Genomic DNA, 13,905 nt, shown 5'->3' with positions numbered 1-13,905 from the left:
GGCCGAGCGAACTGCCCACGATGGTGGCCAACCGCTACGTACGTCAGGTCGTCGATGCGAACGCGGCCGCTGTGCGTCAGGTGCGAAACCTACCAAGCCGTGCGATAGCGCGCACCCGCATCGCCAGGTCGCAGCTCGAACGGAATGCCACCCAGCATCATGAGGGAGGGATCGCGCGATGAGCTTTGTCGACTCCGAAGGACTGCGGTCACTGCTCTACCGGCTCTACGGCGCCGGCCCCAATGCCTGGCGCGACGATCCCGAGGTTGCCGAACTCATGACGTACACGATGGAGAAGTACGGCGCGCTGGCCCGGCGGCACGGGTTCGAGCCTGCTGATGCGGCGGCTGCAGCGTACGAGGTTCTTCGCACCCGACCGGTCCGTAAGGCGGAGGATCCGTGGGCGGTGGTCACCCATGCGGTCCAACTCTCGATGATCGCTGAGGACCGTGCGGCCGGGATGCTCTGCTCGGATTCGCGTGTTCGGCGAGCGGACATGGCCGGGTTCCACGACGCCAAGCGGCTCAGCGACCGGGAGAACTCTCTGGCCGACTACCACCCCGCGTTTCAGGAAGCGCCTGCTCAGGATCTCGCGGTCCTGGTCCTCGACGCACAACGGGAGAAGAAGACTGAGGCCCGCCGCGAAGAAGCTGGCGAAGTCGATCCCGAGCCACAGCACAAGGGAACACCGAACGCCTTCATGGCGCTCGACCAGATCGTTGACGTGCTCGTCGGGTTCGGATGGCCGGAGCCGACCGCGCGTGGGGCGCTGGAGTACATCGGCTCGCGTCTGACCTTGTCGGGATCTCGGCAAGCGGCATACGAACGGCTACGCCGCGAGCGGCAGCCGTGGCTCCGGTTCGACCTCGACCTGGAGGTCTGGGGCACCCTCCTACGTGCCGTACTCGGGTCGCCCGACCCGGACCGCGCCAAGACCCTCACCGGCAAGGGCATGTGGTGGCGGTTCTGCAAAGGCCACGAGGCCGAGCAAGTCCTCGCCGATCCCTCCCTCCGCCGGGCGCTCGTGACATCAGCCCGCTACGTACGCCGCAGGAGATCTCATGTCTGACCCCGGCCACTTCGAGGTCGAGCGGACCATCGACTCCATCACCATCGGCGTACGCCACCGCACGGACCTCGGCGACCTTCAAGCGCTCAAGGAGTCCATAGAGAACCTCGGCCTGCTCCAGCCCATCACCATCACACCTGACGGCACACTGCTGTGCGGCCGTCGACGCCTGGAGGCCGTCAAGGAGCTTGGCTGGCGGAGCGTACGTGTCTGGGTGCGCTCCGGGATCTCCGACGACCTCAAAGGCCTGATGGCCCTCCAGGACGAGAACCTGCTGCACAAGCCGTTCTCCCCGATCGAGTCCGAGGCCCTCTACCGAGAACTCAAAAAGGTGCTCGCCGAGGACGCGGCCCAACGTCAGGAGGCGACTCAGTTCGGCGCCGGCGCGGCCGAGGGCAACGGGGAGAACCACGGTGCCGATGATTCATCGGCACCGTCGCGACCTGGCGATGCGCGAGACCAGGCTGCAATTCTGGTTACCGGCGCCAACGCCCACCAGCGGCTTGAACGGATCGGCCGGATCAAGGACGTCGCCGACGACCCCACCCGCCCCGCGCACGTACGCAAACTGGCCAGTGACTCACTCGATCAGATCAACAACGGAGCTCCCGTCTCCTCCACCTACGAGCGGGTCATGGACCTCGCTCGCCAGGCCGAGGCAGACCCATCCTTGCCCGACCTCGACGCCCTCGCCGAGGAAGCGCTCAAGCGGATCTGCGAGCCACGTACGCGACGCACCAACCCTTCGGGCACGCCACGTAAGTCTGAGTGGTCGACCCGGTCCTTCGTCCTGATGTGGACCGACATGGACGGCTGGTGGACCCACTACGACGCTGCCGAGATCGGCACCGAACTCAAGGATGCCGAGTGGGAACTCCTCAAGCGAATGCACGAGACCCTCACGGCGTTCGTCGAAGAGGCCAGGGATGCGCGAAAAACCACGATGCCGACGGCCGCGACGGCGTCCTAGGATGCAGAGCATGTTGATGCGCAGACCACGTGACGCCGGGCTCCTACCCAGGCGGCGGTGACCTACCTGCAATCCCGTGGGATGGACGCCGTCGCAGAAGCCCGGAGCGTCACATGTCCCGTACCGACAAGACCCAGCCGTACCGCGTCCGCCTGTGGGACGGCACCCTTGCCCGCACCGCCGTCCACGACCACCGTGACGGCGTCTGCGACCTTCCCGCCGACGTCCGCGAGGACCTTTCTTCGTACGCCCTCACCGGCGGCTTTCGTGCTGCTTCGTCCTGCTACTGGACGATGCACTTCACCGGCACCATGTCCTGCTGCTGCAGCATGTGCCACGACGGCGCTGGCCTTCGCGCCGAACGCCGCGCCGATCGCCACCGCACCCGCCGTGAGCTCGCCGACCTGGTGAAGGAGGCGAACAGCAATTGGCGCGAACTCGCCTGAGCGCCTCTCCGTCGGGGTGGTGATCGCGGACACCTTGGTGGCATGAACGCACCCTCGACAGACCGCGCATCCGGGTCAGCTGGATCCCTCCACCTCAGCGTCCGCTACATAGGCGATAGTCCGGATGAAGACGGTGGGGTCCGGCGCTGCTACCGATATCAGGTCGACGACACCGACTCTCCCGACGGGCCAGTGATCGGGACCGATCTCTACTCCGGCGTTGGCGCCCCCGTCGACGCGCACGCAGCGCTCGCCACGCTGGTGTCATTTGTCTCCGCGGCCGGCGAGGCGTACGGACACACGATGCGCGGCGGTCAGTCCGAGAACCAACACCTGTTCCGGCGAGGAGTGGCTGAAGCGGCGTACATGAACTCCGACGAACTCCAGGTCCTCGCAATGGATCTGGAGCACCTGGCGTCCAGGGGCCGCCGCACCAACGAGAAACGCTCGCCGCAGGGTGACACCCCCACTCTTTGAGGTTCCGGCGGCGGCCTCGCACCTCTCCTCCGACGCCCAGCTCAGGAGAAGTGATGCGGACCAGAACCTACACATCCCGCCGCAGGCGGCTCACTCTTGCCGCGCTACTCGTCGGCGTACTCGCAGCCGCGCTGTTCACGGCTAGCGGCATCTTGATCGTGACCGACGGAGCCAGGCAGCGCGAGGACATACCCAACCAACGCCCAACGCCGATGCCGGCTCCCAGTTCACCGGCGCCGGCCGTTGCGTCAACCGAGCAGAGCGATCCGCGGCGGTTCGCGGTCGCGGCAGCGGAACTGGTCTTCGAGTGGGACACGACGACCAGCACCAACACGGACGGCTACCTTGCTCGAGTCGTCGCGATCGCTGATCCGGGCGGCATCGAGTCTGACGGACTGGTCTCCGACCTCACCGCGTATGTCCCCTCCCCCGAGGCGTGGCTTGAGCTGCGCGAGTACCGGACGCGTCAGCGTCTCGAGGTTACCTCGGCGACGGTTCCCGCTACCTGGGAGGCGACCGCCCGCAAGGGCGAGGCGTTCGGCCTCGAGCGTGGCACCACGGCGTACACGATCACCGGCATCCGCCACCGGACCGGCACCTGGAACGGCGATCGCGTCGCCACCCGCCATCAGGTGACCTTCACGGTCTTCACCATCTGCCGTCCCCGCTACCCGACCTGCTATCTCCTTCGATTCTCCCGGCTCGACCACCCGCTCCCCTGAGGACCACCGATGCGTAAGGTCGTGGTCTTCCTTGTCCTGGTCGCCTTCCTGCTCACCCCAGCCACGTACGGCACTGGCGTCGCTCTCGCCGCGACCTTCACCGCAGCATCGACGGCAACCTGCGGCCTCGCTGCCCTGGGCCCGATCCCCGCCAGCCTGACCGCGACCACTGCCGACGGCGTCACGATCCGGCTCGACCGTAAGCAGCTCGCGCACGCTGCGACGATCATCAGGGTCGGCGGCCGCACGCCTAGGATCGGACGCGAGGGCGTCCTCGTCGCGCTCATGGCCGCGCTGACCGAGTCGAGTCTGCGGATGCTCGCCAACACCAGCGCCTGGCCGGAGTCAGCGCAGCTCCCGAACGACGGCAACGGGGGCGACCACGACTCCCTCGGACTCTTCCAGATGCGCCCCCTCACCGGCTGGGGCACGGTCACCGAACTAATGGACCCGACCTACCAGGCGCGAGCCTTCTTCGGCGGCCCCAACGGCCCCAACCACGGCTCACCGCGCGGCCTCCTCGACATCCCTGGCTGGCGCAGCCTCCCGAAAGGTGCGGCAGCCCAAGCTGTTGAGGTCTCCGCCTTTCCCGACCGGTACGCCCGCTTCGAGCCGGTCGCCGAGCGCATCGTGACAGCGCTGACCAAGTCAGCGGATCGCAGCCACGCTGACGTCCCCGAGACTGGCCAGGTCGTCTTTCCTCTTCCCGCAGGATCGTGGACCCCGACCAGCCCGTTCGGGATGCGCACCGACCCAGTCACCGGCGCGCACTCGCTGCACACCGGGTCTGACTACGCCGCACCGGCGGGCACGCCGATCCTCGCCGCCGCCGACGGCCGCGTGGTGTTCGCTGGGAACGTGTCCTCCGGCTACGGCCACCTCATCCTCATCAAGCACACCGTGAACGGCAGCTCCGTCCACTCGGGCTACGCCCACATGTACGCGACCGGCATCCACGTTCACGCAGGACAGCGGGTCTCTGCAGGCCAGCACATCGCCGACGTCGGCACTGACGGCAAGTCCACCGGCCCCCATCTGCACTTCGAAATTCGGCGCGGAGGCGCGTACGGCACACCCACCGACGCCAACCGCTGGCTGGTTGAGCACAGAGCAACCACCCAGCCGACCTTCTCCCCGAAGGAATCCTCAGAAAACTGCTGACAACCCCTGGGGGTATGTTGCAGAATCTTCACGCCCCGCTGGTGACCCGAGACGCCAGCGGGGCTCTTCATACCCCGGGACGCAGCATCCACCTCGTGTTCATGAGCGCTCCCCTCTTATTACGGCAGGTCCGACCCGATCTCGGCGCCATTGCCGGCACCAGTGATCTGCGTGAGATCGTCGGAGCGCTACTCACCTATGGGCTGCTGATCTCAATCACGATGCTGCTCGTGAGCTCGATCGCCTGGGCTGTCGCGTCCAGTGCCGGGAGCTGGCACGGCACCACGCGCGCGAAGGTCGGCGTACTCGTCGCGCTCGGCGGCGCAGTCCTCACCGGCAGCACACTCGCCTGGGCGAACTGGCTCATCGACATCGGCGCACGCCTCTGAACGATCAGCGATACTCCGCGATCAATGCCGCCAGTTCCGCATCTGGTCGCACATGCCGTTTGGAGAGCGGCCCGCACGGGACACCAGCCAGCGCCTGCGACAGCTCACTCAGATCAGGCGTTCCATCCCGGCGGTGGTCGGCGAGGAAGATGAAGTCGTTCATCGACCCGACGACGCTCCGGTCGGCAGTTGGACCGACACGTACGTCCTTCATCTGCTCGATCTCGGCGGCAATTATCTGCTCGGGGACGTTCTGGTCACGCAGGCGCCATCGCGATTACGTCGGCGACCCGGCCCGGCAGACCTTTGGCGGGAGCGAGAGGCGTGAGCACGGGTAAGCGGGTGCGCGAATTGACCAGGATCGCGGCCTGGGGACGCCAGGGCAGCAGGTTCGCGTACCAGTCGCCGAGAAAGGTCGTCGAGATCTCGCCAGGGGCGGGAGGAGGCCCGTCGATGCGGTCGCGAAGCTTCTTCGTCGCGCGTAGCACAAGCACGCAGGTCATCCTCCCCCCGTCAGCGCCTCCCGACGATCATCTCGCCGCGGCTCGTGGCCAAAGGCTTGGTCGGTCTGGGTGAGTGAAGACACCTAGCGGGCGTCCCGCCCCTCTTCACCAGTGGAGCCATCCGTGAGCATTCACGCACAGACGACCTACGTTGCGCTCGCCGCCGAGATCAACATCAGCCCGAACTCCGACGGCCTGCCCGGCATCGCTCAACTGCGTGAGATCGTCGGCGCGACGATGACGATCGGCCTGATCCTCGCCGTGCTTGCGTTGATCATCTCCGCGGTCGTGTGGGCTCTCGGGTCGAACACCTCGAATCCTCACCTTGCTGGCAGAGGCAAGCTCGGTGTCCTGATTGCGCTGGGGGCAGCGATCGTGTGCGGCGCGTCGGTCAGCCTCGTCAACTTCTTCTGGCAAGTCGGCCAGGCCGTCTGAAGGCGAGACGACGATGGGACTGTGCGACGCACCCGGCATCAACGAGGTCTGCAACCAAGCCACGGAGGCGACCACAAGCGCCATCGAGGGCTCCTTCGGCTGGCTCGCCGACGCCATGGGCGAACTGGCCAAGATGATGTTCGAGCTGACCTGGAAGGTGCTCGACGACACGACGTACGTCGACGTCACCTCCAGCGGCTACACCAAGGTCTACAACCTCATCTTCGGCATCGCGCTGCTACTCATGCTCGGCTTCTTCCTCCTCCAGGTCATGGCCGCGATGATCCGGCGCGAGCCCGCCGGGCTGACTCGAGCAGCGCTCGGAATGGCGAAGTCGGTCCTCGGGTCCTTCGTTGCCCTCGCCCTGGTGGGAACCGCGCTCGAGATCACCGACCAACTTTGCCTCGGTATCGTGCGCGCTGCCGGGATGACGATGAGCGAACTCGGGGACCGGATCGCCGTCCTGGTGGCGGTCGGCACCGTGGCGGGAGTCGCCAATCCCGGCGCCGCAACCTTGGCCAGCGTATTCCTGACCAGTCTCGCGGTTGGAGCGACGTTCTTCATCTGGATCAGCCTGCTCGTACGCAAAGCTCTGCTGCTCGTCGCCATCGTCTTTGCGCCAGTCGCCCTCGCCGGCTCCTCGTGGGACCACGCACGCGCCTGGGCCGGGCGATGGGCGTCGTTCGTGATCGCACTGATCTTGTCGAAACTCGTGATTGTGGTGATCTTCCTGATCGCCAGCACCCAGGTCTCAGCCCCGATCGACGCGGATCTGAAGTCATTGAGCGAGCCACTCTCGGGCATCGTGCTCCTGCTCGTCGCCGGGTTCGCGCCCTACATCGCCTACAAGGCAATCAGCTTCATCGGCTTCGACATGTACCACGCGATGTCGGCCGAGCAGGAGGCCAAGAACGCACTCAACAGGCCACTCCCTCTGCCCGCCCGCAGCCCCGGCATCCAGCCCCGCAAGGTTCTCGACGACTCCGGCCAAGAAGAGAGCAGTACGCCACCAGTGAGTCGCCCACCCACGCCCAGCGGGAGTTCAACGATTGCTCATGAGCCGCCCAAGGAAACGGCAGCACCGACACCGAGCTCGACACCGGAGATGTCCTCCGCGAACGCAGGCCCGGCGGCGGTCGCTGTCATGGGCGCCAAGCTCGTTGAGTCATCCGCCCAGGCAGGGCAAAAGACCGGCCAGACGATCGCCGAAGCCGCAGGCGAGCAGGCATCAGCCGACGACCCTCCTCGATCTGCGCCCTTGCCACAAGTCGCCGACCCAACGCCGGGTGAGCAGCGATGACCGCCGAGATCGCACCGGTCAAGTTCTCCAGGCTCTCCCGCCGCGGCGTACTCCTCGGCCTCTCCCCCGGCCAGCTCTCCGCGCTCGGGATCAGCGCGATCACGCTCGTGGTTGCTTTGTACGCCGGCGGCACCCCAGCCACGGCCATCGCCGTACCGGTCATCGGCGGCTGCACCACGATCGCGTTCCTGAAGGTCGGTGGACGACCAGTCGTGACATGGCTTCCGATCGGTGCCGTATGGCTCCAACGCTCCACAACCGGCCAACTCGACTACCGCCGCAACCTCAGCCGACCACGACCAGCGGGAACCCTTGCGCTCCCCGGCGACGCCGCGCGCCTCCAGCAATGGGAAGACACGCAGACCGGAGCCGTGATGGTCCATGATCCACATGCCGCCACACTCACGGCCATCGTGTCGGTCACCCACCCAGCCTTCGTCCTCCTCGACCCAGCAGACCAACAGCGCCGTGTGACCGGCTGGGGTCGCGTACTCGCCTCGGCCTGTCGCTCCGGCCGCCTCGCCACTGTGCAGGTCACCGAACGTACGCTGCCCGACTCCGGCAAGGGCCTCACGGAGTGGTGGTCGGCCCACGGCACGCACGACGACAGTTGGGCCGCCCGCACCTACACCGAACTCATCGACCGAGCGGGACCAGCTTCCGAACGCCACGCGACCACCATCTCGATCGGCCTCGACATGCAAGCCGCATCGCGAGCGATCCGAGCCGCCGGCGGCGGCCGCAAAGGCGCCGCCGCGGTCCTCCGCCAGGAGATGAGCACCATCGCCGCCGCGCTGCGCTCAGCCGATCTCATCCCAAACGGATGGCTCACCCCTGCCGATCTCGCCGTGGTGCTCCGATCCGCCTACGACCCGGACACCGCGCCCGTCCTCGAACGCCATCCCGTCCTTGGACGCGAACTCACCGACGCAGGCCCCCTCGCAATCGCCGAGACCTGGGGATCCCTCCGCTCCGACTCCGCCCACCACGCCGTCCTGTGGATCAGCGAATGGCCACGCTCGCAGGTCTACCCGGGATTCCTCGCCCCACTCCTGCTCTCCCCTGGTGTGCGCCGGACCCTCACCATGCTCTTCCAACCGCTCCGTACCGACGCCGCGGCACGGGACATTCGCCGGAAGAAGACTGAGTACGTCTCAGACGCTGCTCAACGCGCCAAGATCGGCCAGATTGAAGACGCCCAGCAAAGCGCCGAGTACCGTGACGTCCTCCAACAAGAGGCCGAACTCACCGCCGGCCACGGCCTCCTCCGCACCATCGGTCTCATCACCATAAGCGCCCCCAACGAGCACGAACTCGAGCAGGCGATCGCCACCGTCGAGCAAGCCGCGATCCAAGCCTCCTGCGAGACACGTCGCCTTTGGGGCCAGCAAGCCCAGAGCTTCGCTGCCTCCCTACCTCTCGGCCGTCGGCTCGGAGCGTGACCAGTTTGATTCCCGAGGACCGATGACGAGGTGATGACGACGATGGACCTCCTGTCGCGATGTGATCGCTGTTTGATGGGCACGGCGGTGTCAACACGGTGCGTTGCCGCAGTTCTCTGACCCTTCCTTCACAGATTGTTGCCGCCACGTGCAAAAGCTCCAGGCGGACCGGTGCCAGGTACGGAACGATGCATCCACAGAACGATGCGTGTGCAGGGAAGGTTAAGCATGGTGAGATTCGATCTAGAACGCCTGGGGCCGGTGGGCTTCCAAGACCTTGCCGCCGCTCTAGCGATCAAAGCACTCGGCGCTCATGTGCATGCAATGGGCCGCGGACGCGATGGCGGCCGGGACATGCTGTGCGAGGGCACCATCGATTGGTCGAATAGCGACCAATCCGGGACAGGCGAACGCTGGGACGGACGCACTGTCTTCCAGGCCAAGCACAAGGACACCCTGACGAGCCCGCGCCAGGACGCGACCTGGGTATGGAGCCAGATCAAGAGCGAACTCGACGAGTGGGCCTCTCCAACGTCTACGCGGGGCGAGGCCCCCAACTATCTGGTCTTCATCACCAACGTGCCCCTCACTCCGACGCAAGACTCAGGCGGATACGACACGATTGAGCGCAACATCACCGACTGGCTGGCAAGAGTCCGCGACAACGCAGACCAAGGGGTCAGTTCAGCTGAGCGTCGCAACCGGATGAGGAGCCTGCGAACCTGGCGGGTCTGGGACGGCAACCATATCAACGCCCTCTTGACGGCCCACAGCGAGGTACGTCGAGCTTTCGATGCGTTCTTGACAGCAGGTGACGTCCTCGCGGGCCTGTCGACCAACGTCTCCGCAGGAGAGCTCGGCGCCGTGCTCGGTGAACATGCCAGGTACGCGCTCATCAACGACCTGCCCATTCTCACCTCGAGCGCCGCCAGGGAGACTGCCCGTTCGTCTGCGGCCACAGATCGCCCCGGGGCGTCCGAGTACATCATCAGCAGCGTCATGGAGCGGGGTGAGCATCTGCTCAAGCCCAGCCTGACTATCGCACGAAAGCCCCGCCACCTGGTGATCGTGGGAGCGCCGGGCAACGGTAAGACCACCCTCTCGAAGTTCCTCACCCACGCCTACCGCGCCACGTTCGTGACCGGGAGCGTGGACCTCGGTGATGAACACCAGTCTGCAGTGGGAGCCGCTGAGGAGGCGCTTGCCACACTTGCGTGTCCAGCGCCCGCGAACCGGCGCTGGCCGATGCGGGTAGATCTGGCAGAGTTCGCCGTCGAGCAGGCATCGAACAGTGACTACACACTGATGCACTGGATCGCCAAGCGCATCACGGCGCACGTCGGCGGCAAGGACGTGCCTCGGTGGGCGCTGTGGCCGTGGTTGCAGGCGTGGCCCTCGTTCTTGATCCTGGATGGCCTCGATGAGGTCACCGAACCGGCCGTCCGGCGCACCGTGATCGACCACGTGCAAGCGTTTGCCGCCGACGCCGAGTCCAAAGACTGCGACATGCTCATCGTGGTCACCACCCGCCCCACCGGCTACGCCGACGACATGCCAGCAAGCATGTTCGAGCGCATTGACCTAGCCGATCTAACCGTGGACGACGCACTTGCCTATGGGAAGAAGGTCGCCAGCGTCCGGATCCGCAACGACTCCACTCGCCGAGAGCGCGTCGTCGCCCTGCTGGAAGAGGCTGCGGCGGACACGACGCTACGGCGTCTGATGCGTACCCCGCTGCAGGTGCTGATCATGAGCATCATCGCCGAGTCCGCGGGCCGGTTCTCACCCAGCAGGTACGCCCTTTTCTGGGGCTACTATCAAACGATCGAGCAGCGCGAGCAGCGCAAATCCATGGGACAGTCGCGCCTGATCCGCGAACACGCCCAAGAGGTACTGGACCTGCACCGCCGTGCGGGCCTGCACCTGCAGCGCCTCGCTGAGACCTCCTACGGCGCCGAATCCGTCCTCGCTCCCGATGACCTGCGCGAAATCACCTGGCAAGTCCTCCAAGACGCCGGATACGACCCGGCGGGCAAAGGCAGACGTCTGCTGGATGACTTGATGGCTGCGTCCACCACGAGGCTCGTTCTCCTCGCCCCGAAACCGGAGGGTGGGTTCGGGTTCGACGTCCGCTCCCTACAGGAATTGATGGCGGCACTTGCGCTGACAACTGGCCCCTTCGATGAGGTCGAACCTCGGCTACGGCAGATCGCCGCATCTCCGCACTGGCGCAACACGCTCCTGTTCGCCACGGGCAGATACTTCGCCACACCCCAGCCCCACGAACAGACCGCAATCACCGACCTGGTGATCGGCATCGACGAGGCTGCACCCGAGCGGCTCGGATCGGTGGTCAAGGTCGGGCCCCAGTTGGCCCTCGAGATCCTCGACGACGGTATGGCAACCAAACCTGTCCACGTCAACCGGCTTCTCGATCACGCATTGACCATCCTGAACGGCCCCCCTCCCGCGGATCTGCCCGGATTCGTCGCCACGCTGGTGCGCATCGCTGCGGCCAGCGAGGACGCGCGCACTCGGATCGCCGACGGGATCCGAACAGCCTTGAGTGGGTCGCAGCAGGCACGCCGAACCACAGAGCAAGTCCAAGACACCATCGGCTCATTCGTGAACGTCGACAATGAGGAGAGCGCCAATATCTGGGTCCTCCACGCCATACAGAGAGACCCCGCGCGGCCGATACAGCCCGATCCGCATGCCGACTGGGAAACCTTCTGGGAGACCGTGAGTGCGTACGCCGACGACACCAACAATGCCGCATTGGAGCACTTCGGCATCCTGATGCAGGACCTTGCCTCTGGGGTGAATGCCCTCATGCCTGGGCTCAAGTGGACCGAAGAGCTTCACGGCACCCTCAGAGACCCCGACATGGCCCTCATCCTCGACGAAGCACTCGGACCGGTCGCGGAAGGATCACCGCTCCTCGTGGAGACGCTGCGCGACAACGTGCTACCGCCCATCTGGCGAGAGCGCGTATTTGACGATCGGGCATAGGCCCCAGCCGAGGCTGAAATCAGCGCGAGCAACCTGGCGCGGAGGTGACTTCCAAGTATGCTGTCCACGCACTCCGCTGTCGTTACTCGGCGAATCAGCCGTAGATATAATCGCTGCGGTCTCGGGCAGCCCAGCCTCGAGAGTAGGGATTCGATGGACGACGACTTCCCGGCCTGGCTCGCGCTTCTGGTCCGGCTCTGTGCCGCGGTGGCCGGCTTTTGGGGGCTGTGGTGCATCTGGGTCGGATTCTTCGGTGGCACCATGCCGCTCATCGGCGTCTCCACTGACGGCAGCCTGCTTCTGGGGTTGTTCATGTTGTTCATCGGCGAACCGATCCTTCTGACGGTCGCGTACTGGGCTTTCGCTCTCTTACTCTTTCCCGTGGCGCTACTCGTGAATGCTGTCCATAGGCAGCGGCCATCTGGCCGCGTTGAGTCCTGGGACCGGCCAAATCCAGTTGCTGTCGCAGAACCGCCCGCGCTGCCCAACGTGCCGGTCGCGTCCACCCAAACGTTCGTTCCTGCAAGCGCGGAGGCACCGAAGAACGTCGGCCACGCGACACTACCCGCGGCCCGTAAGACAAAACAGAGGGTGGAGATGCCGCCGGTGACCTACGGGGTCGGTTCGCTTGAGCATGAGCTCGGCATCATGTTGACCAGCAAGCACGCCAACGTCTCTTGGTATCTGGGACCAGTCCAGGACGACACCCAAGATGACAGTGCGGTGATCTTGGAGGCAGACCTCACAGACCGCGTGCACGTAACCGTGACGTCGCGTCGAGGCTGGTGGTTGGTTAAGTACTTCGACGTGCAACGCAATGGCGAGCGAGCTGTTGAAGACGAGCCGACCGGCCAGAACGAGCGACGCCGCCCCTTCCTGGAGGCCCATCCGGGGCGTGTAGGGGAGGTTTCACCCGCACAGATTGCGGACGCCATCTACGACAACCTTCCCGCCAAGTTCCGGTCTTGAGGCTCAGGCTCATTCGCTGACGTGCCCGGATCCTCCACCGGCAACAGCGGCAGTGCCATCCTCGACACTGCCTACCCATCGCCATCAATGCGCCCGACAAGCAAGACCTCGAGAAGGCCCCATCGCTGCCTGCCGATCGAGCAGTGATCCAGGCCCCGCGATACACGTCGGATCTCGGGCCTTCGGCCCAGAGGTCCGCCCCGAGTTCCCGCTCAGCGAAGGCTCTGAGTCCGAGCGGCCTAGTCGGAAAAATCACGGAGCAGCCGATCAGTCCCGCGCAGGTGCGAACACTAGTCACCAGCCACATACCGCACACCGACTCGTCCGAAGTCCGATGGTGGTGAGCGGCGCGCCAACGGTGGACTTACGGACAGGAAAGCTCCAGGGGGCACGTCAACGGCGGCGTCGGGTGACGTCAGTTCTTGTTGTGCCCGAGCGAGCGGGCGTGGAGGACTCCCTTCCAGTACGACTCGCGTTCCAGCACGTGATCGTCGTCAGTTCGCATCGACCAATACTCCAGGAGTGCGAGCTTCATGTCCGAGCGGCAGGCGTCCCGACCCTTCTCAGCCAGCAACTCCTTGAGGCCCACGTTGTTGCCGTGGAGGGTCATGGCGTAGGTGCTCCAGCGCTGCCAGATGCCGCGTGTCCCCGTATGCGGATCCGACATATCGGCGGCCCGTCTCCTTGTCGTGGATGACGTAGACGCCTTCATAGACTCGAGCGCGATGCGCCAGTCGGGTCGGTTCTGGGCAACCACGGTCTGCAGGTCCGCGAGCGGGTGGTTGATCTGGTCATGTCCGGGGAACGGATCACCACCGAATGGCTCCTCCAGGAGGGACGACACCGTCATGTCGTCGATGACAGTTTCCATGGATCGACGGATGTTTCGGCCGGTCAGCTTGATCCGGAGGTAGAGACGGCGGCTGAACGGACGCATCAGGTCCTCGCGCAGACTCACCTTGTGGGAATGCGCCTCTGCTCCGGCCGCGCTCGAGAACCTCCCAGATGCC

15 protein-coding genes are annotated in these 13,905 nt (G+C 65.6%); 12 read left to right on the top strand and 3 right to left on the bottom strand.

The genetic code is table 11. The features are described 5' to 3' along the window. The first annotated feature begins 178 nt into the window (after positions 1 to 178). The 7 genes from ACFVJS_RS00750 (at position 179) to ACFVJS_RS00720 (ending at position 5,234) form a co-directional block, all read left to right on the top strand. On the top strand, positions 179 to 1,069 hold the full coding sequence (locus ACFVJS_RS00750) for a serine/arginine repetitive matrix protein 2 (RefSeq protein ID WP_378876433.1): 891 nt from the start codon (positions 179 to 181) through the stop codon (positions 1,067 to 1,069). Beyond that, positions 1,062 to 2,039, top strand: coding sequence for a ParB N-terminal domain-containing protein (locus ACFVJS_RS00745; RefSeq protein ID WP_378876431.1), 978 nt, complete (start codon positions 1,062 to 1,064; stop codon positions 2,037 to 2,039). The genes ACFVJS_RS00750 and ACFVJS_RS00745 overlap by 8 nt, the downstream gene beginning before the upstream one ends. Positions 2,040 to 2,152: 113 nt before the next feature. After that, positions 2,153 to 2,485 carry a hypothetical protein gene (locus tag ACFVJS_RS00740; RefSeq protein ID WP_378876429.1) on the top strand — a complete coding sequence of 111 codons (333 nt, stop codon included), beginning with the start codon at positions 2,153 to 2,155 and terminating at the stop codon, positions 2,483 to 2,485. 42 nt (positions 2,486 to 2,527) lie between these two features. Next, the gene (locus ACFVJS_RS00735; RefSeq protein WP_378876427.1) at positions 2,528 to 2,962 is read left to right on the top strand and encodes a hypothetical protein; all 435 of its coding nucleotides are present in this window, start codon (positions 2,528 to 2,530) and stop codon (positions 2,960 to 2,962) included. A gap of 53 nt (positions 2,963 to 3,015) precedes the next feature. Continuing rightward, the gene (locus ACFVJS_RS00730) at positions 3,016 to 3,684 is read left to right on the top strand and encodes a cell wall protein (RefSeq protein WP_378876425.1); all 669 of its coding nucleotides are present in this window, start codon (positions 3,016 to 3,018) and stop codon (positions 3,682 to 3,684) included. 9 nt (positions 3,685 to 3,693) lie between these two features. Then, entirely contained in the window at positions 3,694 to 4,845 is a 1,152-nt protein-coding gene (locus ACFVJS_RS00725; RefSeq protein WP_378876423.1) for a M23 family metallopeptidase, read from the top strand. Between the two features lie 101 nt (positions 4,846 to 4,946). After that, complete coding sequence (locus ACFVJS_RS00720; RefSeq protein WP_378876421.1) at positions 4,947 to 5,234, top strand: DUF6112 family protein; 288 nt, start codon at positions 4,947 to 4,949, stop codon at positions 5,232 to 5,234. 4 nt (positions 5,235 to 5,238) lie between these two features. Here ACFVJS_RS00720 and ACFVJS_RS00715 read toward each other — a convergent pair whose 3' ends face one another. Beyond that, entirely contained in the window at positions 5,239 to 5,448 is a 210-nt protein-coding gene (locus ACFVJS_RS00715) for a DUF6933 domain-containing protein (RefSeq protein WP_378876419.1), read from the bottom strand. A 43-nt stretch (positions 5,449 to 5,491) separates the two neighbouring features. Continuing rightward, on the bottom strand, positions 5,492 to 5,728 hold the full coding sequence (locus ACFVJS_RS00710) for a DUF6933 domain-containing protein (RefSeq protein ID WP_378876417.1): 237 nt from the start codon (positions 5,726 to 5,728) through the stop codon (positions 5,492 to 5,494). A gap of 132 nt (positions 5,729 to 5,860) precedes the next feature. Between ACFVJS_RS00710 and ACFVJS_RS00705 the strand changes: the two genes are divergently transcribed. The 5 genes from ACFVJS_RS00705 to ACFVJS_RS00685 all read left to right on the top strand — a co-directional run bounded on the left by ACFVJS_RS00705 (position 5,861) and on the right by ACFVJS_RS00685 (position 12,895). Continuing rightward, complete coding sequence (locus ACFVJS_RS00705; protein ID WP_378876415.1) at positions 5,861 to 6,172, top strand: DUF6112 family protein; 312 nt, start codon at positions 5,861 to 5,863, stop codon at positions 6,170 to 6,172. 13 nt (positions 6,173 to 6,185) lie between these two features. Further along, the gene (locus ACFVJS_RS00700; RefSeq protein ID WP_378876413.1) at positions 6,186 to 7,472 is read left to right on the top strand and encodes a conjugal transfer protein TrbL; all 1,287 of its coding nucleotides are present in this window, start codon (positions 6,186 to 6,188) and stop codon (positions 7,470 to 7,472) included. Continuing rightward, positions 7,469 to 8,914, top strand: coding sequence for an SCO6880 family protein (locus ACFVJS_RS00695; RefSeq protein ID WP_378876411.1), 1,446 nt, complete (start codon positions 7,469 to 7,471; stop codon positions 8,912 to 8,914). Before ACFVJS_RS00700 ends, ACFVJS_RS00695 begins: the two co-directional genes overlap by 4 nt. Positions 8,915 to 9,142: 228 nt before the next feature. Further along, positions 9,143 to 11,926 (top strand): NACHT domain-containing protein, encoded by a 2,784-nt coding sequence (locus ACFVJS_RS00690; protein ID WP_378876409.1) that lies wholly within the window; start codon positions 9,143 to 9,145, stop codon positions 11,924 to 11,926. A 153-nt stretch (positions 11,927 to 12,079) separates the two neighbouring features. After that, positions 12,080 to 12,895 carry a hypothetical protein gene (locus tag ACFVJS_RS00685; RefSeq protein ID WP_378876407.1) on the top strand — a complete coding sequence of 272 codons (816 nt, stop codon included), beginning with the start codon at positions 12,080 to 12,082 and terminating at the stop codon, positions 12,893 to 12,895. A 415-nt stretch (positions 12,896 to 13,310) separates the two neighbouring features. On the opposite strand, the gene ACFVJS_RS00680 is transcribed toward ACFVJS_RS00685, so the two are convergent. Then, positions 13,311 to 13,853 carry a hypothetical protein gene (locus ACFVJS_RS00680; protein ID WP_378876405.1) on the bottom strand — a complete coding sequence of 181 codons (543 nt, stop codon included), beginning with the start codon at positions 13,851 to 13,853 and terminating at the stop codon, positions 13,311 to 13,313. Positions 13,854 to 13,905 lie beyond the last annotated feature (52 nt).

Source organism: Nocardioides sp. NPDC057772 (genome assembly GCF_042798075.1).
Lineage (GTDB): Bacteria > Actinomycetota > Actinomycetes > Propionibacteriales > Nocardioidaceae > Nocardioides.
The sequence above is the reverse complement of the archived record's forward strand: the minus strand, read 5'-3'. Positions and strand labels throughout refer to the sequence as shown.

Bases quoted from the DNA above. Each gene is read 5' to 3' on its own strand.
- ACFVJS_RS00750 (WP_378876433.1), top strand. From the start codon at position 179: ATGAGCTTTGTCGACTCCGAAGGACTGCGGTCACTGCTCTACCGGCTC.
- ACFVJS_RS00745 (WP_378876431.1), top strand. From the start codon at position 1,062: ATGTCTGACCCCGGCCACTTCGAGGTCGAGCGGACCATCGACTCCATC.
- ACFVJS_RS00740 (WP_378876429.1), top strand. From the start codon at position 2,153: ATGTCCCGTACCGACAAGACCCAGCCGTACCGCGTCCGCCTGTGGGAC.
- ACFVJS_RS00735 (WP_378876427.1), top strand. From the start codon at position 2,528: ATGAACGCACCCTCGACAGACCGCGCATCCGGGTCAGCTGGATCCCTC.
- ACFVJS_RS00730 (WP_378876425.1), top strand. From the start codon at position 3,016: ATGCGGACCAGAACCTACACATCCCGCCGCAGGCGGCTCACTCTTGCC.
- ACFVJS_RS00725 (WP_378876423.1), top strand. From the start codon at position 3,694: ATGCGTAAGGTCGTGGTCTTCCTTGTCCTGGTCGCCTTCCTGCTCACC.
- ACFVJS_RS00720 (WP_378876421.1), top strand. From the start codon at position 4,947: ATGAGCGCTCCCCTCTTATTACGGCAGGTCCGACCCGATCTCGGCGCC.
- ACFVJS_RS00715 (WP_378876419.1), bottom strand. From the start codon at position 5,448: ATGAAGGACGTACGTGTCGGTCCAACTGCCGACCGGAGCGTCGTCGGG.
- ACFVJS_RS00700 (WP_378876413.1), top strand. From the start codon at position 6,186: ATGGGACTGTGCGACGCACCCGGCATCAACGAGGTCTGCAACCAAGCC.
- ACFVJS_RS00695 (WP_378876411.1), top strand. From the start codon at position 7,469: ATGACCGCCGAGATCGCACCGGTCAAGTTCTCCAGGCTCTCCCGCCGC.
- ACFVJS_RS00690 (WP_378876409.1), top strand. From the start codon at position 9,143: ATGGTGAGATTCGATCTAGAACGCCTGGGGCCGGTGGGCTTCCAAGAC.
- ACFVJS_RS00685 (WP_378876407.1), top strand. From the start codon at position 12,080: ATGGACGACGACTTCCCGGCCTGGCTCGCGCTTCTGGTCCGGCTCTGT.